The organism is Peribacillus loiseleuriae (genome assembly GCF_001183985.1).
GTDB classification, from domain to species: Bacteria; Bacillota; Bacilli; order Bacillales; family DSM-1321; genus Peribacillus; species Peribacillus loiseleuriae.
The window spans coordinates 436,364-461,419 of the sequence record NZ_LFZW01000001.1; the positions used below are offsets into that span (position 1 = coordinate 436,364).

The window sequence follows — 25,056 nt, forward strand, 5'->3', positions numbered from 1 at the left end:
GCATCCCATCTTTTGAAACCGCTCTTTTTAATTTCTAAATAAAGTGAAACTTCCATCAGTAGGGGGTCTAACTGCCCGTTAAGTGTGGGAGAAAATTAAAATAAGCATCTGAAATATTTCAGATGCTTTCATGTATGGTATTAGTCATGCACTTTATTGTCAGTGGGTTTGTTTTTCGTGAATAGAAGACTTTGTCTTTTCTGTTTAATCTGTTGAGCCAGCGTCTTTAAATAAGGGTTGGCTTTTAATAAATCAGCCAACTGATCATCGTTGGGTTCGGATGATTCATCTTGGACGCTTACCTCTTCAAGTTTTGGTTCTGGTTTGTCGAATCGTTTCCTTTTCAATTCCTCTCACCCCTTTTCATATAGACTATGATGGCTCTTAGAATTTTGTCCTTTCATTTGGTGAAAATAGTTTGATTAAAATAGGTATAGTAGCTCTGGACTCACTAGGTTTACTGGCTGAAACAGAAGGGGAGGATTGGAGAGGCCGTTCAAGTGGAACAGTGATGGGATATATTCACTTGCACGTTTCAGATATGTTAAAAACAAAAGAGTATCTGAAACGTACTGAAGGGTCATCCACTATATATCATTTATCCCGCTTAACCCCCACTGATTGAAGTTTCACATTATCTGACGTGTACATGACACAATAAATGGTGTATAGAGCGTGAAGTCAGAATCTTATGGGACAACTTCGTCTTTTGTTTTAATGATATTGTGACAAGTGCTGACAAAATGGAATCTAACTAATCGATTAATTAAATGAACTTGAATCCCTTTCCTACTATGGAAAAGTGAGAATTGGAAAGTGCGGATATTGTAAGTATTCCCGGAGAAATAACCAGAAATTCCGACAAGAATATGAAGAGGATATTGATATGAAAAGGATCTGTTAGAAGTGAAAAATAGATACATGTAGGAAGCTCATATCACGAAACGCATGTTTATTCTGGCAACAAAGCATCGGCTAATTAACCAATGCTCTGTTGTGAATAACAATTAATTGGTAAACGCAAATGCACTTCAGTACCTTTTCCAAGCATACTTTCAAAGGTAATATTCCCACGGTGCGTTTCAATGATCCGTGAACTGACAGTCAGTCCGAGACCCGTTCCTTTTTCCTTCGATGAATAAAATGGTTCCCCAAGATGTTTGATTCGTGCCTTTTCTATCCCTTGACCATTATCCTTGACTTTAACAGTAACTTGATCATGAGCCATAGAAAACTCGATTGTAACTGATGTTGCTGACGCTTCAATCGAGTTCTTAATAATATTGATGAATACTTGCTTTAATTGATTTGCTTCACACCGTATTAATGGGATGGACTCGTTTCCTTTTATAGAAATGGAGGCTCCATTCAAGTTCGCTTCAGGTTTAAGTAATGTTACGACATCATGTATCAGAATCACGATGTTATGATCACTAAACTTCATTTCCTGAGGTTTGGCAAGGACGAGCAATTCGCTGACAATCAGGTTAATTCGATCTAACTCACTTAACATAATTGAGTAGTAATGCTGATATTCTAATTCATTGGATTTTAACAGTTGTACGAAGCCAATTAAAGAAGTAAGTGGATTTCTAACTTCGTGAGCTACACTTGCTGCCAATTTCCCAACGACTGATAATTTTTCAGTTTTTCTCAGAATTTCTTCGGTTTCACGTATGAGCGTTACGTCCTGTGCATAGCCGATGACACCAATAATTTGGTCATTTATTAGCATTGGAACGAGTGTAAAAGAAAGTAACACGGTCTCTTTATGTTTTGTAAGAATACGAATGTCTCCATGTGTAATCCCTGTTTTATTCTTAACAACTTCGGCTAATGATTGATGCAAATTCTCTTTTTCATTTGAGTTAGCTAATACATCCATGATTGAAACACCGGTGATATCGTCAAATCGCCAGCAAGTTACACTTTCAAAGCGCGAATTGATATTTGTTATCACACCACCTATATCCATCATAAGCACAGGTTCAGGATTATAATCGAAGAGCGATTTATATTGTTGCTGACTTTGCAATAAATGCTGCTCAGCTTTCACTCGTTCAGTTATATCCCTCCCGAATACAATAAACGCTTTTCTGGAACCATCTTCATGAAAAAGGGGAACTTTTATCGTATCAAATGTTTTGTGAAGTCCATCAGGCATTGGAATAAATTCTTCACACCGAGTAACTTGCCGATTTGCCCACGTTTCTTCATCTGAAGTCTCGCAATACTCTAATGCTTCTTTATAGAAATCAGTGTATTGAGCTAGTTCACTATCCTTTTTTCCTTTATAGTCTACTTGCTCGAGTTGAAAGAGTTCGAGTCCAAATTTATTGGCTTCAGTCCAACGTCCCTGGCCATCTTTGAAATTAACAAAGTCAGACATTGAATGGATCAATGTTTGCAGCCGTTCTTGTTCTTCTTTTAATAACGTGTAGCTTTTTCTCTTTTTTAGAAAAAAGTAGTGGATAGCAGCAGTAATAACAATGAAAAGAATCCCTTCGACTCTTTGAATCATCAGCAACTTTTGAAAAGGTAAATTAGTAATTGTAAGATACCATTCTTTATAAAAAAGAATGGATAAACCGCAGGTAACGTATATGCATACAATTATTTTTGGCATGGATGCGCTCCTTTATTTGGTGCTCAGCTTAGTAAGGATATTTTTACCTATAAATTTTACCATATGGAGATTTGAGTTGGGGAAAAAGAAAGAAGTTAAGATGATAAATTATCCAAACATAGAGTGAGAAAAGTAAAAAGAGCCACCAAGTTGATTTGGAGGCCCTCTAAGTATTATAACAACTTATTAAAATGCACACGTTTGTGAATCGCATAAATCACAGGAATTCCAACTAGCATGACTGCGAATTCACCTACAGCTGTTGTGAACCATGTGAATAGGAATGGGAGGTCTAATGCAAGATTTAGCTCAAGAGCAATCATGAACATTGTGAACGTAAACACAAGTGTATTCACCATCATTAACGCTAGTTTGTTTTTGATATAACGTCCAGCAAATATGGTAATCAATAACGAAAGCACAGATTGCCCGACTCCGAAAACTAAATCATACGGCACCATCGGTGAAAACAGTAAATTTGTTAAAAAGACCCCTAGTACAATTCCGTAAAAATACTTCTTATTGAATACGATTAAATGATTAAACATTTCTGATACCCGAAATTGAATATTAGTAAATCCAAATGGTTGAATCAAAAATGACACTGCAATATATAAAGCAGCTAAAATCGCATTAACGACTAATGTTTTTGTTTTCATACATATCTCTCCCTAGTTTTTTATCGTGGGATGGTTGCGAACCACGTAGCCTCAAGCTTTGAACTCGACTATTAATAGTATAATAGTTGGATAGGATACGTCAATAGGGATATTTCGGAAGTAATGGATGGGGATAGAATTCCAGTCATTCATATTGCTTTATTGTTGTAAGGTGTGTATCCTTTTAAATAAATTTGAAGCTGAGAGGATGATTTTGGTTGGCAATTGAAAAGGTAAGAGCCCATTTTAAAAAGTATGATCGCGAAGATGATGTAATGGAATTCGAAACATCAAGTGCTACAGTGGACGAGGCAGCCGCAACGATTCAGGTTATTCCCGCTCGCATTTCTAAAACGATATCGTTTCGAGGAGAAGGGGAAAATGCGCTTTTAATTGTAGCAGCAGGTGATGCAAAGATTGATAATAAGAAATTCAAGAATCTATTTGGATTCAAGGCAAGAATGCTCCCCCCAGAAGAAGTATATTTGCAAACCGGTCACGAAATCGGCGGTGTCTGTCCTTTTGGACTAGTGCGTGACCTAGACGTTTTTCTTGATATCTCGATGCAACGATTTGACACGGTGTTCCCGGCTTGTGGAAGCACAAATTCAGCAATCGAACTTACATGCGATGAATTATTTCAATTTTCAAACGCGGTAGAGTGGGTTGATGTTTGTAAAGGGTGGGGGGAAGAGTAAATAAAATGTTGCATATAGACAGAATGAGCTTTTTTTCAAGTGATAAGCGGATAATTTTTTAATGAGCTTTGGTGTCCAGCGAAGGCATCTTCCCCTACGGTCTAGAAGATTACTCACCATAGCCCATGCCGTACTTATGTTTATCAAAGTTCTTTAATAGGCGTTCCCTTCATTTGAAACAAATCTCTTTTGTTCTATTTTATATAAAAATTGGGGACTGTTCAAAAATAGTTCTGCCTCCTTCTAAATTGGGATAATGCGCAAAAAAAAGCCATTTCGCTATTTTCCGTCATTAATTAGTAGAAAATATATAAATTACCAATGAAAACGCTTTTATTTTTAGGGGATACAGTGTAAAATGGTGGAGAATAAAATGCAATGTGAATAGATAGATTGATAGAGGGGTATTCAAGAGAAACGAATCTACATATTTATTCATTTGTGCAAACGATTTCATTAAGTGCTTTTTGTGAGAAATAAATGAAAAAGGGGATGGGTTCATTGAAATTGAAGAAAGTAGCGGGCATTGCCTCAGCAGTATTAGCGTCATCGTTATTCTTAGCAGGATGCTCTTCATCCGATAAAGCTTCTGGGGATCAGATTACATTAGACGTTTTCCAATTTAAAGTAGAATTCAAGAGTCAATTTGAAGAATTGGCAAAGGCTTATGAAGAAGAGAACCCTGATGTGAAGATAAAGATTTCTACAGTAGGGGGCGGAAATGATTATAAGCAATCTTTAATTACGAAGTTTACTTCTAAAGAAGAGCCGGCCATATTCAATGTCGGCGGGCCAACGGATATTGAACAGTTTGGCGATCGCTTGACAGATTTAAGCGACACAAAGGCAGCAAAAGCAGCTTTGGATGGCACACTTGATGGAGTAACTATAGATGGTAAAGTACTCGGCTTACCATTTAACCAAGAGGGGTACGGATTTATTTATAACAAACGTATTTTCAAAGAAGCTGGCATTAAAGCTGAAGAGCTTACTTCTTATGAGGCGTTGAAAGAAGCGGTTGAAAAATTGGATGCTAAAAAGAAAGATTTGAAAATCAAAGCGGTATTTGCATTCCCTGTTAAGGAAAAGTGGGTAACAGGGAACCATCTTTCCAATGTTTTCTTAGCTTCCGAATTTGGTGGAAACGTAATGACTGCCTATGAATCTCCAACTGTTGCATTTACAAAAGGAGATCAGTTGAAGCAAATGATTGATTTACAAAATGAGTTTTCTGTACAGCCGACAACAAGCCTTGATTATTCCCAACAAGTGGAGGAACTTTTCTCCCTTGAGCAGGTAGCCATCATTCAGCAAGGTAACTGGGTGTATAACACGGTCTATGACATGGATCCAGAGCTAGCAGAAAAAAATATTGGTATCATTCCAATACCTGTAGATGGTGAAGCAAAAATGCCGGTCGGCGTACCGAACTATTGGGCGGTTAACAATAAGGTAGATGACGCGGTTGCAGAAGAAGCGAAGAAATTTCTAGATTGGATGTACACTTCTGATACTGGTAAACAAGCAGTGTTAGAAGATTTTAAATTTATCCCTGCTTATGAAGGGTATGATTCTTCGAAGATCGCAGACCCGCTATCGAAAGAAATCTATGAGTACTCAGCAGCAGGAAAGACAATTGGCTGGACATTTACGGGTTCACCAGTTGGTTGGAATGAGGACAAATTCGGAGCAAGCGTACAAGCTTATGTATTGGGAGAAATGACGTGGGACGAATTGATTCAAAAGAATATCAAAGCATGGGAAGATATTCGCAGCGGTAAATGATTAAGCGGTTTGCTAAATCCTAACAGGAAAAAGTGAAGCTTTACCAAAGTGGGTATTCGATCAACTTGGGAAACAATTCAGTGGTGGAGTGGACATTCGACCAAGTAATTAACTGCGGATGGGCTGCTCCACCTTTTTGAACACGCACTAATATATGTTTTTTATCAGCTTTTGTATCTAGCGTAAGCAGCCTAGCTCCCCGAGGTCACAAGTAAACCGGATCCAGAGAATGAAAGGAAAACTTCTGCGTGCCTCGGCTTACGCTTTTCAAAAAGGAGGCGTTTCAAATGAAAAACCGAGATTTATCATTTTGGCTATTTTTAGCTCCTGTGCTCGTCGCAATCCTCATCGTTGTGATTTACCCATTACTGACCGGTCTATATTATTCATTTACGAATTGGGACGGTCTTCGTATCTCGAAGTTTGTTGGATTAGACAACTATATCAAGTTATTTCACGATAAAGAGTTTGGGGATGCATTCTGGTTTACAATTAAATTTTCCATTGCGGCTATTATTGTCATCAACATTATTGGGTTAGGGCTTGCGTTAATTGTGACTCAGCATATTAAGACAAGCAGTTTTCTACGTACGGTATTCTTTATGCCCAACTTAATAGGCGGCTTGATTTTAGGATTCATCTGGCAGTTCATTTTTACAAAGGCATTTGCTTCGATAGGCGAGTCGATTGGGATTGAGGGTTTGCAAGGATGGCTTTCAACAACGGAAACTGGTTTTTGGGGCCTGGTCATTTTGACATCCTGGCAAATGGCGGGATATGTCATGATTATTTATATTGCTTATCTACAATCGGTACCAGAAGAATTGATTGAGGCGTCGCAAATTGATGGAGCGAATAGATTCCAGCGCTTCCGAAACATTACAGTTCCTATGATTGCGCCGGCATTCACGGTTAGCTTATTTCTTACATTGTCAAATTCGTTTAAAATGTATGATCAAAACTTGTCACTAACAAACGGTGGGCCATTCAATTCAACGCAAATGGTTGCGATGGATATTGTAAAAACGGCCTTTACAGAAAATTCAATGGCGTATGCACAGTCTAAAGCGATGATCTTCTTTGTCACAGTCGCAGCTATTTCCTTGCTGCAAGTGTACTACAACAAGAAAAAGGAGGTTGAATTATAATGTTCAAAAACCGCAGACTCCTCCTTTTGGAAATTATCGGAATCCTTTTAGCGTTCGTGTGGCTTGTGCCATTTTACTTAATGGTAGTCAATGCATTCAAAACAAAACGTGATATCTTCGCAGATACGCTAGGCCTACCTGAAGAATGGACATGGGACAACTTTGTGCAAGCGTTTGTACAACTTGGCTTTATTAAAGCTTTTGGTAATTCATTGTTCATTACAGCTGTCAGCACAATAATTATCATCATTTGTTCAGCTATGGCAGCGTATGCATTATCAAGAAATAAGAGCAAGCTTAGCACAGTGATTTTCTTTATGTTTGTAGCTGCAATGCTGATTCCTTTCCAAGCGGTTATGATTCCGCTCGTATCACAGTTTGGTCAACTTGATATGCTGAACCGCAGCAGTTTGATTTTCATGTATTTAGGATTTGGAGCGAGTCTATCCATATTCCTTTATCACGGGGCATTAAAAGGGATTCCGGAATCGTTAGACGATGCAGCAAAAATTGATGGTTGCAATAAATTTCAAACATTTTGGTACATTATTTTTCCACTATTAAAACCGATGTCGGTAACGGTCGGAGTATTGAATGTAATTTGGATTTGGAATGATTATCTATTACCATCCCTCGTTATTGGAGGAAATGGGACGGAAACCATTCCGCTTCAATTATTCTTCTTCTTTGGGCAATATACGAAACAATGGCATCTTGCGTTAGCAGGATTATCGATTTCCATTTTGCCTGTTATCATTGGGTATTTCTTTGCCCAAAAACAAATCATTAAAGGAATTGCAGATGGAGCGGTGAAATAATAGGAGTTTCCTTATTATCTATAATGGAGAAAAAGGAAGTTAGGACGAAGGAGTAGATGAAAATGAAGGTAGTTGTTTGGAACGAATATCGTCATGAAAAAACCAACCCGATCGTAGCTGATGTGTATCCTGATGGGATTCATCAAGCTATTGCATCTTTTTTGAAGTGTGAGACTCGAGATGTTACGACTGCAACGCTTGATGAAGAGGAGCATGGATTACCGGATCATGTTCTTTTTGCAACGGATGTTTTAATTTGGTGGGGACATAAGGCCCATGACGAGGTATCCGATGAAATCGTAGAAAAGGTGTACGAGCGTGTTCTTAATGGTATGGGATTAATCGTATTACATTCTGGACATTTTTCGAAAGTGTTTAAAAAACTTATGGGGACCTCATGCGATTTAAAATGGCGTGTGGCGGATGAGAAGGAACGTTTATGGGTCCTTGATCCAAGCCACCCAATTACACAAGGTATTGGGGAGTATATTGAACTTGAAAAAGAGGAAATGTATGGGGAGCATTTCGATATTCCTGCTCCAGATGAACTGCTGTTTATGAGCTGGTTCGAAGGTGGAGAAGTGTTCCGAAGTGGATGTACATATCGTCGTGGAAACGGGAAGATTTTTTACTTCCGACCTGGTCATGAAACATATCCTACCTACCATCACCCTGATATTCAACAAGTGATCTCGAATGCGGTTGAGTGGGTTAAGCCGGTAGAACGCGCTCGTCCTGTTTATGGAAATGCACAAGCGTTGGAAACCATATCTGGAGAAAAATAAGAGAAGACAGATTGAAAGGGAGAGAGAATGATGAGTCTATTAAAAATTGGTGTAATCGGTTGTGGGAGTATCGCAAAGAACCGCCATCTTCCAGAATATAAAATGAATCAATCTGCAGAAATTATAGCAGTTTGCGACATTGTAGAGGAACGGGCTCAAGAGTTAGCGGATTTGTATGGAGCAAAGGCATATACTGATTTTATTGAACTACTGAATAATCCAACTATTGATGCGGTTAGTATTTGTACGCCAAACTATCTTCATGCTCCAATGACCATTGCTGCTTTAGAAGCAGGTAAACATGTTCTTTGTGAAAAACCGATGGCGACATCACGTGAAGAAGCAGAGAAGATGATTGCTGCTGCAAACAAAGCTGGAAAGAAATTAATGATTGCTCATAATCAGCGTTTTGTAGATTCCCATCAAATAGCAAAGGAGCTCATCGCAAGTGGAGAAATAGGCAAAGTCTATAGCTTTCGCTCAGCATTTGGTCACGCCGGTCCAGAGTCATGGAGCGCTGACGGTAAAGACAGTTGGTTTTTTAAAAAAGATCAAGCATTTATCGGAGCAATGGGTGATTTAGGGGTTCATAAAACAGACTTGCTCCGCTATCTGTTTGGTGAAGAATTCGTGGAAGTAGCAGCATTTGTTAAAAGTAGTGCGAAGGAAAATAGCGATGTAGACGATAATGCCACTTTTATTTTGCAGACAGAAAGCGGAATTATCGGAACACTAGCGGCGAGTTGGGCTTATGTAAAAGAAGATAACTCGACGATTATTTATGGTGAAAAAGCAGTATTGAGGCTAGAGGATGACCCTGAGTTTTCTTTGGTTATTCAACGTGCTAATGGGCAAGTTGAAAATCTAAGATTAGGGAATATTCAATCGAATGAATCAGGCGGTCAGTATGATACACAGGTGATCAGTCAATTTATCAACAGTATTAATGAAGATACAGAGCCGCTTATTAATGGGCTGGAAGGAATGAAATCTTTAAACGTCATCCTTGGGGCTTTGGAATCGAGTGAAACGAAGAAAATAGTTCGACTATAAGGGTGTGTTCAAAAAGGAGGATAAAAAGAGCCGGGAAGTTTTGCGAGCGATAGTCTCGAGGACTGAAGTCTATTCAGTAATACGTGAAGCCATCGAAGAAGGCTTCGCTTATGCAGTCAAAAACCTCGGCTCCCTCCTAATTAAAGAGACCCAACCAGACATGTGGTGGGCATAATTTGTTAGAGATATTCCAATAGCGGGTAGTCAATCAAATTGGCTGCCTTTTTAAGTCGTATTTGGGTAAGGGATTAATTCCAAAACAATAAAACATAACCAAATTTTCAAGTTGTACCCCTTTATGGTTTTATTCGCTGGTTATGGTATGAATAGTATCTTTTATTATATGGAAATTCTACTAATTTTTCTGCTTTATCTGTATGTAGTTTAATTTGTGAAGTATTGAGATTTCTACTTACTTGTTCAGGCTTTTTCACAAGAGGAATTCATCCATCAATTGCTGACGGCTGTAAATACTATGAGAGTAATGAGGTAAATTTGGTGGGCAAATCTAAAATTCCAGATTGCAATAGGCCCATTCTAGATAGGAGACATTTCCATCCTTTATTATTGAGTACAGTCTAAAAAATTTAACAAAACATCCATATAAATGGATGTTTTATTAAATTTTTTACACACATGGGTAATATTGTTCTACAATTGTAAGTAGAAAGAAATCTATCCTACATGAATTTTTGTTAAAATAGTATGTTAGTAGTTATAAAGAAATTCTCATTTGAGATTTATAAAATATGAGGTAACGGGGGACTAAAATGGTTTCGGAAACTCTTTTAATTCACAAAAAATTTTATGAGACATTCGTGAACGATGTTCAAGATGGAGAACCGATTCAACTGTTGGGAGAGGCGTATTTAGAAGAACAAAAGAAAGAGATTCCTGAACTGTCAACGATCCGCTATGCACAAGGAGAATTATATTTTCATTATAAGGACTTTGAAGCAGCGATCTTTAAATGGGAGAACATCGGGTCAGAGCTAGAGCCTTGGGCGAGGAAGAATGTTGCTGATGCCTATTACGAGCTTGGAATGCTATCTACAGCTGAAGAACTATATAAATCAATTGCTTCAGAGAACCTGGTCCTAAGGGCTGAAGTGGCGCTGCAATTGTTTACACTTTACATAGAAGAAGAGCGGTTTGATCTTGCATCTGGAACGATTAAAAACGTGGTATCCTTTCACCCGGATTATCCAAATGTTACGGAGCTTGCTCGTTCATTTTTCGATAGTCAAAAAGATTGGGAGAGTGCAATTGAGCTTGTTGTCAATGAAAGTCTTAGAACAGGTGTATTAAAATGGTTTGATGTTCTTCAAAGTTATGTAGACCTTGGGTATACGAGAAACCTATTACCTGAGTATTTCGCACAAGTATTAGAATTGTTATCGCTAACCGATCAGAAACGATTTGAGAAGCTTGTAACTTCACTTTGGCAGGAATATCGTAAGCAAGAGGTTTATTTCGAATGGCTAACTTCGATTAATGCATTCTTCGGCATGATTGAGATTGATGGGACCCATTCGTGGCATGATTTAGCGGATACTTTTAAAGATACCTATTTAGAATTAGTAGATGGACATTATTTAGTACATGAACTACAACCAATTGTTCCTGAGCTTCTAAGCAATTGGTTGAAGCTGGCGGATCCATCTCAGGTCATGTTTGCCGCAGCAGCTGTATTGTCATGGGATGGAATCTTTAATGGACAAATGAATCCACTAGTCGTAGGGGATGCAGAAAATCGATTAGCACAGATACGTGTAAGTGAACCATCATTCCAAGCAAGCTCTGTACTTTATGAAGATGTGATTCAATGGTCAAATAAGTATGATGTTGATCCAGGAGAAAAAACAAAATGGCTCGTTGAAGTGTTAAAGGACTTAGAGACTCAGCATCTATTAATTACAGGAACTGAGAAGTCAGATAAGTCTTCATTTGTAAACAGCTTACTTGGCGCTGAGCTTAGTGGAGAAGAAACACCTGCTTATTTAATCATTCGGGATAGTGATGAGCCTAACATTCTTGAGATCACGGATAAAGAGCGAATTCCATTGCTGGATTTACGTGATATTTCACAGAATTCGTTCATAGAGCTGAACTATCCGTCGCCATTTTTACAAGATCATTCACTCACACTTATTGATACACCTCCTATGGATCGACATACAGTGATGAGTCCTGAATTTCTAAGTATCAGTCATGCGGCAGACAGCATGGTATTTGTCCTGGATGCGGTGTCGCCATTCACAGATTATGAGCGTGATATGATGCTACAGGTAAAGAAACGGACTCCGCATCTGACCATTCATTTTGTGATGAATCGGATGGATAAGATCTCTAGCGAAAATGATGCAGTGCGGATACTCGATGAAACGGCTGAGCGCATTGCAGCGGATTTCCCTAGAGCGAATGTTTTTGCCTATTCTTCTGAATACAAGAGCCGTAAACAAATGCAGGACGCTTCTGAGTTCGTCGCGGCAAGTCAGACAGGGTTATTTATTGAACAGCTAAGAACGGATACTCTTTTATATTATATTCGCCAAACATTAACAACGCTTTTAGAAAAACGGGTTGATATGGAAAACGAACGAGTAGAGTCCATTGCTTGGAATGAAGAAATGGTTGTGAAGGTGAACGGTGCCATTAACCAGCTAATGGATATGGAAAAAGAAAAAACAAAAACCATTTCAAAGAACTATCGCTCGATTAAAGAAGAAGTAAAAAGCGATTTGAAAAAAATCATACCTGAGCTTCTCCGCGAAAGTTCGGAGCTGGTGAAGGAAGATAGTGATTTCAGCCAAATCCATCTCACGCTTAATGAAGAAATGAATGTTCGAATTCAAGATTATATGAATCGTCGACTGCTGCCGAGATTTTACAATTCCCTTCAACACTGGATTATGGAATCTAAACAAGATTTCTCCCAATGTCAATATGATTTGAATGAAATGGCAGAAGGATTTAATGTCTTGTATAGGGATAATCGCATGGATTTGCAATGTGACTTTAAAGTCCTGGATGACTGGAGTCGTGATGCAGATCGTATGACAAGTGGAGTTCGCATAGAACATGTGAATATCTTGCTTCGTCATACTCCTTCACAATTGTTGCTCAAAGGAGCGGGCAAACTATTCGGTTCAATTGGGCAAAACAAAGCAGGGATGTATACACGTTACAAGAAATTCCTGGAAACGATGGATTATGATGATGTAGCTGAATTGATAGCTCGAAACTTCCTTTCTCAATTCGAACTGTTCGAGAAATCACTAGATCGCGACATTACGATGTTTTTCCGCGGCGCAAAAGGGAATCTTCATGCAGCGGTTGAACAATCAGAATATGAAATTAAAGAAAATCAAACAGCACTTGATAAAATGCGTGAACGTCCAGAGCAATACCGTGATCCAATTACGCTTTTTGAAGTCCGTCTACGTCAGTATGAATGGATGCAGAAGGCGAGTAGATAAGACAAAGAGAGGGGTCAGACTCTCCACAACTCTATACACCGTTTATCGTGCCATGTTCACGTCATAAACGATATATAGTAGATGTGGGGTCTGACCTTTTCGTTTGGGACACCCTATTCCTCAAATATTAAAGTAAAACCTTTTCCAAATATGTTAAGTTGACTACAAATTCAGTAGATAAATAGATGTAAGTAAAACTAGTTATTCTAAATAAAATATTTATTTAGAATATTATTAATTGACAATCTGCTATTCGGAATGCTAATCTTTAAAGGTATATTTCTATATTAAAAAAGCTACAAATGTGTCTAATGACGGCAAAGTCCGTACCGATGAGATATTTAAGCAAATAATAGGTAGAGGAGACCCTCTTCTAATGAGAAGTGGGTTTTATTCTAATTATAATCCATAGTAAAACAGTAAGTATAGGAAGAATTATCGGAATACCATATGATTAGTACATGAAGGAGCTATTTGCATATGAAGAAGAAATCCGTAAAACTTGGCGTATTTTTGGCTGGAACAGGGCATCATGTTGCTTCTTGGAGACATCCAAATGCTATTCCGAATGCGGCAATGAACGTAGATTATTTTAAAGGATTAGCACAAACAGCTGAAAAGGGCTTATTTGATTTATTATTTTTAGCAGATAGCTTATCGGTTGCGAAAGATTCGCATCCGAATATCTTGTCAAGATTTGAGCCGTTGACATTGTTATCCTATCTTGCGGCTGAGACTTCCAATATCGGTTTAGTTGCAACAGCATCGACCACCTATGAAGAACCATTTCATGTTGCACGAAAATTTGCCTCTTTGGATCACATTAGCTCGGGCCGTGCTGGTTGGAATGTAGTCACAACTTCACTTAGTTCAACTGCAGAGAACTTTAATAAATCAGAGCATTTAGAGCACAGCCTTCGTTACAAAAGAGCGACTGAATTTGTTGAAGTAGCTAAGAAATTGTGGGACTCGTGGGAAGCAGATACTTTACGTATTGATAAAAAGTCAGGCCAGTTTTTGGATGAAAGTAAGTTTCATGAAATCAATCATAAAGGTGAATTTTTCTCTGTCAAAGGACCTTTGAATATTTCCCAATCTCCACAAGTACATCCGGTCATTGTACAAGCTGGATCTTCCGGTGATGGACAAGCTCTCGCCGCTAAACATGCTGAGATTGTATTTACTGCTCAGGAAAATCAAACGGACGCTATTTCTTTCTATCATGAGTTGAAAAGCCAAATGATTGCTTTAGGACGAGAAAAAGAAAGTATGAGTATTATGCCAGGATTGTTCCCGATTGTAGGGCAGACGGAGAAAGAAGCGCAAGAAAAGTATGAAGCATTGCAAGAATTAATTATTCCGGAAATGGGCTTGGCGATTTTAGGAAGGTATTTTGAAAATATGGACTTTTCAAGTATTCCATTGGATACGCCTTTTGCTGATATCTCATTGCCGGACAATGTGGACAGTATTCGAAGCAAATATGATTTGATAGTCAAACGAGCGACAAATGAAAATCTAACTTTACGTCAGACTTACCAATGGGTAGCGGGGTCACGTGGACACCATATTGCGATTGGTACCCCAACACAAATTGCAGACAAAATTGAAAATTGGGTGATGTCAGAAGCGGCGGACGGTTTTAATATTATGCCGGCACTTTTGCCAGATTCGTTAACAGATTTTGTTGAACAGGTTGTGCCTGAATTGCAATCAAAAGGGATTTTTAGAACTGAGTATGAAAGTACCACACTGAGAGGGAATCTTGGCTTGGTTAAACCAGAAAATCAGTTTATAAATAAGCCATAGCTATGCTTATCCATTGGAGGATAATCCAATTAAAATGATGAATCCAAAGAGCAAGCTACTGGAGTAAAGGAGGCCACGATGAGTCAAATATTTCGGGAAGTACGAGTAGAAGAAGCGGATCAATTTTTACGTTTAACCTTAGATGCTTACGCGAGTATACGAGAGTTGGATATTCATTTCTCGGCAGCAACAGCAACGAAAGAGGAAGTCGTTAAACATCTAACAGAAAATACTGCGTATGTATTGGAGGAAAATGGAACGTTCCTCTCTACTATATCGCTTCGCTTTCCTTGGGGACTAAATCCTGGTCCACTTGCATTACCACACCTTGGGTGGTTTGCCACCAATCCGGATTATAAGCGTCAAGGGATAGGCAAGAAAACACTGGCATTATTAGAAGAAGAAGTTTTGAAGCAACAGCTGAAACTTCCGGCGGTGACACTTGGTACAGCAGATAAACATCCTTGGCTTAAGGAAATGTACGAAAAAAATGGATTTGTAGAAATTGGTCAAAAAGACTTGGGAAAAGGTCATTTAACGATATATTTTCGGAAGATTTTGCAACCGGATTTATATCAAGCATGGGCAGAAAAACATGATGAAACAATTACGAAATAGAGGAGAAAAATGATGAAAAAGACATTAGTATTTGCTTTATCTTTACTTATGATGGTGCTGCTTGCTGCATGTGGAAATTCTGATAAAGAGCAAGCAACAGAAGTGGATGAGAAACAAGAAAAAACACTTAAAGTGGGGTCAACCGGTCAAAGCTTTCCAAATGGGTATAAAGATAATGGCAAGTTAACTGGTTTTGACGTAGAGCTTACAGAATTAATCGCTAAGAACCTTGGATACAAAGTAGAGTGGGTGACAACAGATTTTAGTGGTTTAATGGGACAATTAGACTCTGGTAAATTAGACACGGTAGCAAATGCTGTTGCGATGACGGAGGAACGTCAACAGAAATTCAATTTCACAGAGCCATACAGTTATTATGGCGCACAAATTGTAACAAGCACAAAAAATGAAGCGATTAAAACATTAGATGATTTAAAAGGAAAAACAGTTTCAGGTGTACTAGGTTCAAACAATCTTGCAAACTTACAAAAATATGATACAAAAGGTGAAATTGAAATTCGTACTTATGAAACACGTGATGGTGCTATGCAAGATGCAATTAACAATCGTGTAGAAGGTTATATTAATTCGCGTCCAATCTTGCTTGCAGAAATTAAGAAAAACGATCTTCCTTTGAAATTAGTTGGTGATCCCGTTGCATTTGAAAGCGTGGGATATCCTTTTGCTAAAACGGAAAAGGGGGAGGAAATACAAGTAGAATTCACAAAGGAAATTGAAAAGTTAAAAGAAGATGGAACGCTGGCTACATTGTCGGAGAAGTATTTTGGCGAAGATATCACCAAAGAATAAACCTAGCGGGGGTCTTAAAGCGTCATGAATTTTGATCTTAGTTATATGTTGGAGGTTTTACCTGGAATAATCAAATATCTTCCTATTACTCTACTTTTGGCAGTGGTTTCGATGTTCTTCGCAATCGTGATTGGACTCGTCATTGCTTTGATACGAAACAGCCATATTTTTGGACTTTCCCATTTAGCCAGTTTGTACATCTCCTTATTCCGGGGAATGCCAACATTGGTGCAGTTGTTTATCATTTATTATGGTTTGCCACAAATATTCCCCTCATTGACAACGATGGGGGCCATGACCGCAGCAATTATTGGTTTTAGTTTGAAAGAATCTTCTTATTTAGCGGAAATTTTTCGAGCTGGATTGAATTCTGTAGAAAAAGGGCAAATGGAAGCTGGTCTAGCGGTTGGGATGAAGAAATCGCAAATTTATTTCCGCATTATTCTACCGCAAGCGGCTTTAAACGCGCTACCGGCAACAGGGAACACGTTTATCTCCTTAACTAAGGAAACATCGCTTGCCTTTACACTTGGTATAACGGAGCTATTTGCTGAAGGGAAAATGATCGCTTCCGCTTCTATGCGTTTCTTCGAGACGTATTTGGCAGTTGGATTGGTTTATTGGCTATTGATTATTCTTTATTCTTGGGGACAAAAATATTTGGAAATTTGGCTTAGTAAACCACTTAGAAGGTGATCATGATGATAAAAGTAAGAAATTTAAAAAAACAATTTGGCAATGTACTCGTGTTGAATGACATTAATTTGGACATAGAAAAGGGAGAAGTTGTGGCCATTATTGGCCCATCAGGTTCTGGAAAATCCACGCTTTTACGTTGCTTGAACTTATTGGAAGAGCCAAATGGAGGCACAATTGAAATCAATGACGTGAAATTAGATACACTAAACTACAAATCCAGAGACGCCTACCAATTAAGGCAACAAACAGCGATGGTCTTTCAACATTATAATCTTTTTAAAAATAAGACAGCTTTGCAAAATGTAATTGAAGCGTTGATTGTCAGTAAAAAAATGAAAAAAGAAAATGCTATTCAAATTGGAGAAGAGTTATTGAAGCGAGTCGGCTTAGAAAAACAAGCAAAACAATACCCGATTACATTGTCTGGCGGACAACAACAACGTGTTAGTATTGCCCGAGCATTGGCGGTGAAGCCGCACGCTATTTTATTTGATGAGCCCACGTCAGCACTGGATCCAGAATTGGTAAATGAAGTGTTACAAGTAATCCGTCAATTGGCTGATCAAGATACAACTATGGTCATTGTGACTCATGAAATGCAATTTGCAAAGGAAGTTGCGGATAAAGTTATTTTTATGGCCGATGGAAAAATCATTGAACAAGGAACGCCAGAGCAAGTGATTGACCATTCTGAAAATCCGAGGACACAGCGATTCTTACGACAGCTGGTGGATGAATTGGACGTAGTCGAGAGGTAATAAAGGAAGTGCTAGTGATGAAAACTGAGAGATTAGCAGAAGCAATTTATCATTCTAATCCGCTCGTAAATACTGAAGTTAAAGAGGCAGCTATAGCAGGGATAATAGATTTCATTGCCGCTTCTTACCAGGCGAAAAACGAAAAAGAACCAGCTCTTATAGTTGAAATGATTTTGGAGGAAGGTGGAAACGGGAAGAGTTGGCTGATTGGAAAAAGCATTCAGGTAACAAGGGCCCAAGCGGCCTTATTCAATGGTCTTCAAGCTCATTTGTTGGATTATGATGATGTCCATTCAGATGTGCGTGGGCATCCCAGTGCTGTTATTTTAGCCGCTTTGTTTGCAGCAGGTGATCCTGATACATCTGGGGAGAGGTTTTTAGCTGCATATGTGGTTGGTGTGGAGATTATGGCTCGATTTGGTGAAGCGATGAATCCCTATCATTATACAAAAGGGTGGCATAATACAGCTACACTTGGTGTAATTGCCGCAGCTGGGGCGATTGCGTATTTACGTGAGTATTCGCCACGGTTGATTGCGGAAACGATGAGTTTAGCCGCAACTCAGGCTTGTGGTTTACGCATTCAATTTGGAACGGTCGTGAAGCCGCTTCATGTTGGGATTGCTGCACAGAATGCTGTAAAGTCGGCTGATTGGATTCGCGCTGGATTGCATAGTAATCCAGATTTTTTAAATGAAAAGCTTGGTTTTTTTGAGGTTTACACGGAAAATATTGTGTATGATGTGGCGGTGAATTGGGGTGATTCGTGGCGTATTGTCAAACCGGGATTATGGTTTAAACAGTACCCGTTTTGTTCAGCGGCGGCTCATGGTGCGGATGCAGCAGTGTTTTTACATGAAAAGTATAAATTATCGGAGGAAGCTATTCAAGCGATCAACATTCGCTTTCCACCGAATGGAGATGCCGCTTTGATTTACAAGAATCCTGCGACTGGAGAGGAAGGAAGATTTTCGATTGAGTATATTGTCTGGCTTGCTTTGACAGGTAAACCGTTAACTTTTTCCTTCTTCGAATCTAAACCCATCCCATCTGTGTGGAGAGAATCCGTTCAAAAAATAACTCGAGAGAATGACGCGTCCATCAAACCTTCAGAAGCTGCGATACCTGCGGGACGTTTTACGATTGTTGATGTGACGACTAACAGTGGAGAAGTATTGTCAAAGAGGATCGATACGCCTAAGGGAAGTCCTAGAAACCCTTTGAATAAAGCAGAACTACGAGAAAAACTGTTGCGTGCGGTGGGAGATGAAGCAAAAGCGGAGATGTTGATTGCAGCTACCCACAACCTATATCGGACAACACTTGGAGTCTTTCAAGAAATTGAACAGAATATTTAAGTCGATTTGGTATGACTCAAATTTAGGGTTTATACGTCAAAATCGAAATATATGCATCTACACAAATACAGAGGCGAGCTAAGTAAAATCAACATACTTTAGTCTGCCTCTGTTTATCATTCAATTCGAACCTAAGAAAAAGGAGCAGTGATACTTTCTCTATGCACTTGTATTAAATCCTTGCAACAATCTTTCCACCCGAACGAGCATCAATAAAGCGAATATCGCCATGAAGCTTTGGAAATGAAACACGATAGATGAGTTCGTAAAATTCATGCTGATTTTCTTCGTAACTTTTATTCCATGCTAATTCAAAATCGAGGTTTTCTATATAAAGGGACTTTGCCTCTTCTTCAGACAAAGTGGGCTGTACGTAGATATCTTCTAAACGATTGACATCAATGTCAGGTGCCATATAATGCGTGATGAGACCTGTCGTTTTATTGACAGTGATGTGACAGAGACCAAAATGTGTTGAGATCCCTTTATGATAGATGGAAAAATGGAACTCGTATTGAGTCGTTTCTTCATCTTCATTTGGGCTAGCAATACGGAAATACTGATCTGCATTTGGATACAATGTGTATAGAAATTTTAGAGCGATTGTTCTGCATTCTTCGTTGGATAATGACAGTGGTCCTTCAGTATCCATAAAATTAAACAACCCTGTTATCTTGCCAGTTTGTTTCTCAGTTCTAATTTTCAACATATTTTCCGTTTTTCTTTGAAAATAGCTGTCAAGGCTAAGGGAATGGTTTACAGAATGAAGGGGATCTAGATGCCAAACGGTCACAACTTCATCATCTACTTCTACTTCTCGGAGCTTCGTTAACGCATTTTTATCGAATCCAATAACCTTATAAATATCAGGATAACCGGGTAACTTATCGGAAAGTGGAAGATAGCCAATATCGTACTCTTCTGCGTTTTCGTTCTCAACATTTTTTTCTGCTAAACGATCAGCAGAATGGGTGTAAAAAGGACAATCTGGTTCATAGACAAGGCGAAGTGAATGACTGACATTTTCATATACGTCAGGACTTAGTTTCGCAATAAGCAGGTTCATTTTTACCTCAGCCAAAAACGATTGCTTTACCCATACCTTGTCCAAAATTTCTCCAGGAAGCCTAATATCCTTCGCCTCACCGTAATAACGGAATGAAATAATGTCTCCGCTAAATGCCACATCTACATAAAATCCAGTCATTTTAAGCGGCAATCCAAGCTCCATTTGAACATAAGAAAATCGTATTCCGTTGGAAAGTGTTTTACTTTTTTCAGGGATGAACGTTTTTAGAGCACCCGGATAATGATGGGAGACAAACTGAAGTGACTTTTCTAAAAGTTCTTCCTCTTGTAAAGGGAAATGGTGTATCTTTGGCTTGTATTGATCATAATGGAGTAAATGGCCCTCACCGTCTAATTCTATCCATATTCCTTGTTCCGCATCATGAGTCGACTTCCAGACAAACAGCGCCACTCGATGCTCTTCTCTAAAATCCTCAATCTCAAGTTCATAGTCACTTGAAACATTCCCAATTTGTAGAGCATGCTGTCTAAGTCTATCTTTATCCACATTTAATCCCTCCGATCCGAAATGGTCTATCTGTTGAAGTTTTATATCCTATTATAAGGTAAGAGAAAGACATGGTTAAACTAAATATATCCAGTTTAAAATGTCGAATATATGGAGTTCCCTCTTAATTCTATAAAGTGAAAGTAGAGTAAGATATTAAAGATGAACAGATTTTGGTGCCCTGAGCAGTCTTTTTATCCTTTTTTGTTAGGGAAATAACTATTACGTAAATTTGTGTAAATCTTTTTAAAGAAAAATCTAATCATAACGTACTACCGCTTCTCAAAAACTAGATGTTGTTAAATAAATAAAATAGTTTTTTGTAGGTAGAATGTCTCGTTTGTATATTAGTTACAGTAAAACATTCCCCTTACTTTGATTCTATTTACTTAATTAGTGGGATTTACAATATCATTACAAACCTATGATAAGGAATTAAAGTTATGAATTTACAATTCATTTATAGCATAAAATTAGGAGGTATGATCCGTGTTTAATAAAAAATTGAAGAAGAAGCTACTCCCTTTAGCCGTTATGTCTACTGTTGCTTTGAGTAGTTTAGGAACGACCTTTTCGATCGCTGAAGCAAAAGAAACAAAGAAGAACAATGCTGAAATTAAAAATGTCATCTTTCTTATTGGTGATGGGATGGGCGTTTCTTATACATCTGCTTATCGTTATTTAAAAGACAGTCCGAGCTCGAAATTTGTAGATCGTACGGAGCTTGATAAATATCTTGTTGGCCAGCAAATGACGTATCCAGAAGATCCAGCGCAAAATGTAACGGACTCTGCTTCGGCTGCAACAGCTATGTCTGCTGGTATTAAAACATATAATAATGCTATTGCAGTAGATAATGATAAAACTGAGGTGAAAACGGTTCTAGAAGCTGCAAAAGAAAGAGGGAAAGCAACTGGACTTGTAGCTACATCAGAAATTACTCATGCCACTCCAGCAGCATTTGGTGCGCATGATCCTAGCCGTCAAAACATGAATGGGATTGCAGATGATTATTTCGATGAATTAGTAAATGGTAAACATAAGATAGACGTTCTTCTTGGTGGCGGAACGGATTTATTTATACGTAAAGATCGTAATCTTGTAGATGAATTCAAAAAAGATGGATTTAGCTATGTAACAAATACAGACGAGCTTTCAAAAGATAAAAATAAACAGGTTCTTGGATTATTTGCAGAACGAGGACTACCGAAAATGCTTGACCGTACACAAGACGTTCCTTCTTTAGAAAAAATGACAAATTCTGCAATTGATCGTTTGAATAAAAACAAAGATGGCTTTTTCTTAATGATTGAAGGAAGCCAAATTGACTGGGCTGGTCATGATAATGATATCGTTAGTGCAATGAGTGAAATGGAAGACTTTGAAAAAGCATTTAAAGCAGCGATTGACTTTGCGAAAAAAGATAAGCATACATTAGTTGTAGCAACGGCTGACCACTCTACTGGCGGTTATTCGATTGGTGCAAATGGAATCTACAACTGGTTTGGTGAGCCAATTAAAGCAGCAAAACGTACACCTGATTTCATGGCGAATCAAATCGCAAATGGTGCTGGTGTAGAAGAAACATTGAAAAAATACATTGATCTTGATTTAGCGGCAAAGGAAATTCAATCTGTTAAAGATGCTGCTAGTAAAAAAGAAGTCGATATTGATAATGCAATCGAAAAAATCTTTGACACTCGCTCTAACACTGGCTGGACTACTGGGGGTCATACGGGTGAAGATGTTCCTGTATATGCTTATGGACCTTCATCTGAACGATTTGCAGGACAAATTGATAACACAGATAATGCAAAAATCATCTTTGACATTATAGAAAAAGGAAAAAAACCAACCGTTATTAACGATAAATAAATTTGGCTTTACAAAGAAAACATGACAAAGAGAGCGAAAGGGGCTGACACGTAGCTTTAAGTCAGCCCTTCTTTTTTTGATTGATCAATTGGAGGGTGAGTTTTTTGAAAAAATATCTGGGTCTTCTAACACTTTTAGCACTATTATTATTTGGCTGTTCAAATGATGTAAGTAATAGTGAAATTCCTGAAAAAGAAAAACAACAAAAAAATGAATATTTGAATGATTACGATTCAAATCCACAGGTACCAGATGATCGATCTTTACTAGAAGTTGGTCAATCCGTTTCCGATGAAAAAGGTGAAGCAACTTTGAAGGCAATCAATCTCGTCAATGAAACTTATGAAATTGGTCCAATCCGACTTAGTGTGAAAGATATGAAACTCATTCATTTAAGACCAGATTATAGTCTTATTGATTATTTTCATGTGTTGACACATGATGAGGAATTTAATTTCGTAAAAGTATTTGTCGAAATCGAAAATACTTCCGATGAAAAAATAAACTTCGCACCAATCGCCCTGATTGAAACAAGCTCAGGTGTGAAATTAGATTGGGAGAAAGACATATATCTAGAAGAATTAAACGGTGAAATAGAAGGAAACTCAACAAAAAAGGGGAATTTAGGTTTTATTATTGACTCTTCAAATGACCTTGAATGGATTGAATTAACAACAAGTGATGTATTCGATAAAGCTGAAAATAAAATAAATGACTCTCAAACAATAAAGATTAAGTTTTAACCAATAAAAGGTGTAGAGCTTTTTCTTCATGCTTTTTTTTGTGGCTCAACGATAAAACTTTTGTCCGATGATTAAGCGTTCAATATATAGATTGGAAGTCATCGGGACCTTGAGAATATAGAAAGTGGTTTTCTTCCCAGATAGCACGCTTGTCGCAAACGACTTGGGCTGCTTTCACTAGGCATCAAAACGCATAGGAAAAATGTATACTGTCGTTTGAAAAAAACCGCCTGTTCCTATGACAGACGGTTTCGTTTATTAACAAAAGGTATTTTATTAAAAGTTTACACTATTTTCTTGTTGGCAAAGGGTTATTTTTGCACAAGAATAAGATTTTTTAATTCGTCTACTACTTTTTTAGTGGAAAATATTGTGTGATTTCCCGCGCTGCTTTGTATTCCACCAGCTTCAGTAATTAGTAACTGGCCAGCTGCGACGTCATACCAGTTTGGGTTTAAGTAAATCGCTGCATCTAATCGACCTGCAGCGATATAAGCTAATGTAACAGCAGCTGTACCGATTATCCGAATTCTGTACACATCATTTACGATGTTTTCTAACAATAGCAATCGTTCCCGATTGCTTTCTTTGTTTCCATCCTTTGCGAAGTCTCCTACTGATACAAAGGCTTCAGATATAGAAGCATCTCTAACTAGAATCGGTTGTCCATTTAAAAAAGTACCTTCTCCTTTTGCCGCCCAAAACAATTCATCTAAACCTGGAAGTGAAATAACAGCAACTACAGGATCACCTTGGTACGTAAGCGCAATAGAAACCCCATACAGCGGAACCCCGACACTGTAATTCACCGTACCGTCAATGGGGTCAATAACCCATTCAAAATCTTCAGTTCCTTCAATACTCCCCGCTTCTTCACTGAAAACCCGATGAGTTGGATATTGTTCTTTAATTCGGCGAATGATAAGGTTTTCCACTTGAATATCCATTTCTGTTACAAAGTCTTTTGCTGCTTTCACAGTTTGCTGACCCGCTTTTCCTGCGTGTGGCAGAATGAATTGTCCTGCGTCTTTCCCAAGTTGAATAGCAAAATCTAAATATGACTTATACATGTCTTCTTCTCCTTTTTCAAAAAAATCCTACTAAAACTCTTTATCCCGCATTAACGGGCAGTAAGCTCCCCACCTCAAAGCTTAGAGGAATCGAAGAAGCGAAGGTGGGGATAACTGCCTTATGCTTGTCGGGGCTAGGCAGTCGCCTCGCTTTTTAAAGTAAAAGCCCGATTGGTGAGATACAGTGAAACTTGCCGATGCGTGAGCAGAGGTAAAGTTTGCGCCCACAGGATGTGGGTCACACAGACGTTGCCGCAGGACGCGGCGTACTTAGTCTGTGTTCATTGATTCGGGTTCGAAGTATCGCTTTATCGAAGATTTAGCAACAGTAGAACGGGACTAACAATCAGTGGGGATGAAGCAAATCTCACTGATTGAAGTTTCACTTTATTTAGGTTTTTACATGTGTCGATTCTCTCCTTTACTAATTCGACAAATCTCTGTATAGAATCCTGCAAAATTATGTAGAAAAAGCGAAACAATCCAATATAACTCTTTACCAAAGCAAGAATAACCTAATAGACAAATGAGTGGGCCGATTATTATTCATGTCTCAATTTAACATGTCCGTATGAAAATTTACCTTCACAATTCTAAGATTTTTTATTCAAACAAAGCAGTAGATAGTAGTTGAAAATATGTAGAATTAGACGTAACGTAAAAGAAAGAAGGACTAGGTGAGGAGAGTG

The 25,056-nt window shown here is 38.3% G+C and carries 21 protein-coding genes and 1 riboswitch; of the genes, 16 read left to right on the forward strand and 5 right to left on the reverse strand.

Going from position 1 to position 25,056, the window contains the following annotated elements; all coding sequences use genetic code 11:
• Positions 1 to 140: 140 nt before the first annotated feature.
• A complete protein-coding gene (locus AC625_RS02060) occupies positions 141 to 347 on the reverse strand; it encodes a hypothetical protein (protein ID WP_049679770.1) in 207 nt (68 codons plus the stop codon).
• Positions 348 to 418: 71 nt separating this feature from the next.
• Here AC625_RS02060 and AC625_RS02065 point away from each other — a divergent pair, with 71 nt between their 5' ends.
• Positions 419 to 625 carry a hypothetical protein gene (locus tag AC625_RS02065; protein ID WP_049679771.1) on the forward strand — a complete coding sequence of 69 codons (207 nt, stop codon included), beginning with the start codon at positions 419 to 421 and terminating at the stop codon, positions 623 to 625.
• A 354-nt stretch (positions 626 to 979) separates the two neighbouring features.
• Here AC625_RS02065 and AC625_RS02070 read toward each other — a convergent pair whose 3' ends face one another.
• Together AC625_RS02070 and AC625_RS02075 are read right to left on the reverse strand one after the other, a co-directional pair.
• On the reverse strand, positions 980 to 2,626 hold the full coding sequence (locus AC625_RS02070; protein WP_049679772.1) for a PAS domain-containing sensor histidine kinase: 1,647 nt from the start codon (positions 2,624 to 2,626) through the stop codon (positions 980 to 982).
• Positions 2,627 to 2,799: 173 nt separating this feature from the next.
• The gene (locus AC625_RS02075; RefSeq protein ID WP_049679773.1) at positions 2,800 to 3,285 is read right to left on the reverse strand and encodes a QueT transporter family protein; all 486 of its coding nucleotides are present in this window, start codon (positions 3,283 to 3,285) and stop codon (positions 2,800 to 2,802) included.
• 6 nt (positions 3,286 to 3,291) lie between these two features.
• Positions 3,292 to 3,336: riboswitch (PreQ1 riboswitch) on the reverse strand.
• A 224-nt stretch (positions 3,337 to 3,560) separates the two neighbouring features.
• Between AC625_RS02075 and AC625_RS02080 the strand changes: the two genes are divergently transcribed.
• The 13 genes from AC625_RS02080 to AC625_RS02140 all read left to right on the forward strand — a co-directional run bounded on the left by AC625_RS02080 (position 3,561) and on the right by AC625_RS02140 (position 19,103).
• On the forward strand, positions 3,561 to 3,983 hold the full coding sequence (locus AC625_RS02080; RefSeq protein WP_425415472.1) for a YbaK/EbsC family protein: 423 nt from the start codon (positions 3,561 to 3,563) through the stop codon (positions 3,981 to 3,983).
• Positions 3,984 to 4,475: 492 nt separating this feature from the next.
• Complete coding sequence (locus tag AC625_RS02085; RefSeq protein ID WP_049683545.1) at positions 4,476 to 5,768, forward strand: ABC transporter substrate-binding protein; 1,293 nt, start codon at positions 4,476 to 4,478, stop codon at positions 5,766 to 5,768.
• 287 nt (positions 5,769 to 6,055) lie between these two features.
• Positions 6,056 to 6,916 carry a carbohydrate ABC transporter permease gene (locus AC625_RS02090; protein ID WP_049679775.1) on the forward strand — a complete coding sequence of 287 codons (861 nt, stop codon included), beginning with the start codon at positions 6,056 to 6,058 and terminating at the stop codon, positions 6,914 to 6,916.
• Positions 6,916 to 7,734, forward strand: coding sequence for a carbohydrate ABC transporter permease (locus AC625_RS02095; RefSeq protein ID WP_049679776.1), 819 nt, complete (start codon positions 6,916 to 6,918; stop codon positions 7,732 to 7,734). The genes AC625_RS02090 and AC625_RS02095 overlap by 1 nt, the downstream gene beginning before the upstream one ends.
• A gap of 62 nt (positions 7,735 to 7,796) precedes the next feature.
• Positions 7,797 to 8,519, forward strand: a complete 723-nt coding sequence (locus tag AC625_RS02100; RefSeq protein ID WP_049679777.1) for a ThuA domain-containing protein — start codon at positions 7,797 to 7,799, stop codon at positions 8,517 to 8,519.
• A gap of 30 nt (positions 8,520 to 8,549) precedes the next feature.
• Positions 8,550 to 9,572, forward strand: a complete 1,023-nt coding sequence (locus AC625_RS02105) for a Gfo/Idh/MocA family protein (protein ID WP_049679778.1) — start codon at positions 8,550 to 8,552, stop codon at positions 9,570 to 9,572.
• A 770-nt stretch (positions 9,573 to 10,342) separates the two neighbouring features.
• A complete protein-coding gene (locus AC625_RS02110) occupies positions 10,343 to 13,051 on the forward strand; it encodes a hypothetical protein (RefSeq protein WP_049679779.1) in 2,709 nt (902 codons plus the stop codon).
• A gap of 474 nt (positions 13,052 to 13,525) precedes the next feature.
• Complete coding sequence (locus tag AC625_RS02115) at positions 13,526 to 14,860, forward strand: LLM class flavin-dependent oxidoreductase (RefSeq protein WP_156187386.1); 1,335 nt, start codon at positions 13,526 to 13,528, stop codon at positions 14,858 to 14,860.
• A gap of 78 nt (positions 14,861 to 14,938) precedes the next feature.
• The gene (locus AC625_RS02120) at positions 14,939 to 15,478 is read left to right on the forward strand and encodes a GNAT family N-acetyltransferase (RefSeq protein ID WP_049679781.1); all 540 of its coding nucleotides are present in this window, start codon (positions 14,939 to 14,941) and stop codon (positions 15,476 to 15,478) included.
• Positions 15,479 to 15,487: 9 nt separating this feature from the next.
• On the forward strand, positions 15,488 to 16,288 hold the full coding sequence (locus AC625_RS02125; RefSeq protein ID WP_049679782.1) for an amino acid ABC transporter substrate-binding protein: 801 nt from the start codon (positions 15,488 to 15,490) through the stop codon (positions 16,286 to 16,288).
• A 24-nt stretch (positions 16,289 to 16,312) separates the two neighbouring features.
• Entirely contained in the window at positions 16,313 to 16,984 is a 672-nt protein-coding gene (locus AC625_RS02130) for an amino acid ABC transporter permease (RefSeq protein ID WP_049679783.1), read from the forward strand.
• A gap of 5 nt (positions 16,985 to 16,989) precedes the next feature.
• Positions 16,990 to 17,745, forward strand: a complete 756-nt coding sequence (locus AC625_RS02135) for an amino acid ABC transporter ATP-binding protein (protein WP_049683546.1) — start codon at positions 16,990 to 16,992, stop codon at positions 17,743 to 17,745.
• Positions 17,746 to 17,762: 17 nt separating this feature from the next.
• On the forward strand, positions 17,763 to 19,103 hold the full coding sequence (locus tag AC625_RS02140; RefSeq protein WP_049679784.1) for an MmgE/PrpD family protein: 1,341 nt from the start codon (positions 17,763 to 17,765) through the stop codon (positions 19,101 to 19,103).
• Between the two features lie 172 nt (positions 19,104 to 19,275).
• On the opposite strand, the gene AC625_RS02145 is transcribed toward AC625_RS02140, so the two are convergent.
• Positions 19,276 to 20,679, reverse strand: coding sequence for a YcdB/YcdC domain-containing protein (locus AC625_RS02145; protein ID WP_049679785.1), 1,404 nt, complete (start codon positions 20,677 to 20,679; stop codon positions 19,276 to 19,278).
• Between the two features lie 534 nt (positions 20,680 to 21,213).
• Here AC625_RS02145 and AC625_RS02150 point away from each other — a divergent pair.
• The gene (locus AC625_RS02150) at positions 21,214 to 22,554 is read left to right on the forward strand and encodes an alkaline phosphatase (protein WP_049683547.1); all 1,341 of its coding nucleotides are present in this window, start codon (positions 21,214 to 21,216) and stop codon (positions 22,552 to 22,554) included.
• Between the two features lie 104 nt (positions 22,555 to 22,658).
• On the forward strand, positions 22,659 to 23,297 hold the full coding sequence (locus AC625_RS02155; RefSeq protein WP_049679786.1) for a hypothetical protein: 639 nt from the start codon (positions 22,659 to 22,661) through the stop codon (positions 23,295 to 23,297).
• A 311-nt stretch (positions 23,298 to 23,608) separates the two neighbouring features.
• Here the strand turns inward: AC625_RS02155 and AC625_RS02160 are convergent, their stop codons facing one another.
• Positions 23,609 to 24,367, reverse strand: coding sequence for an inositol monophosphatase family protein (locus AC625_RS02160; protein WP_049679787.1), 759 nt, complete (start codon positions 24,365 to 24,367; stop codon positions 23,609 to 23,611).
• Positions 24,368 to 25,056 lie beyond the last annotated feature (689 nt).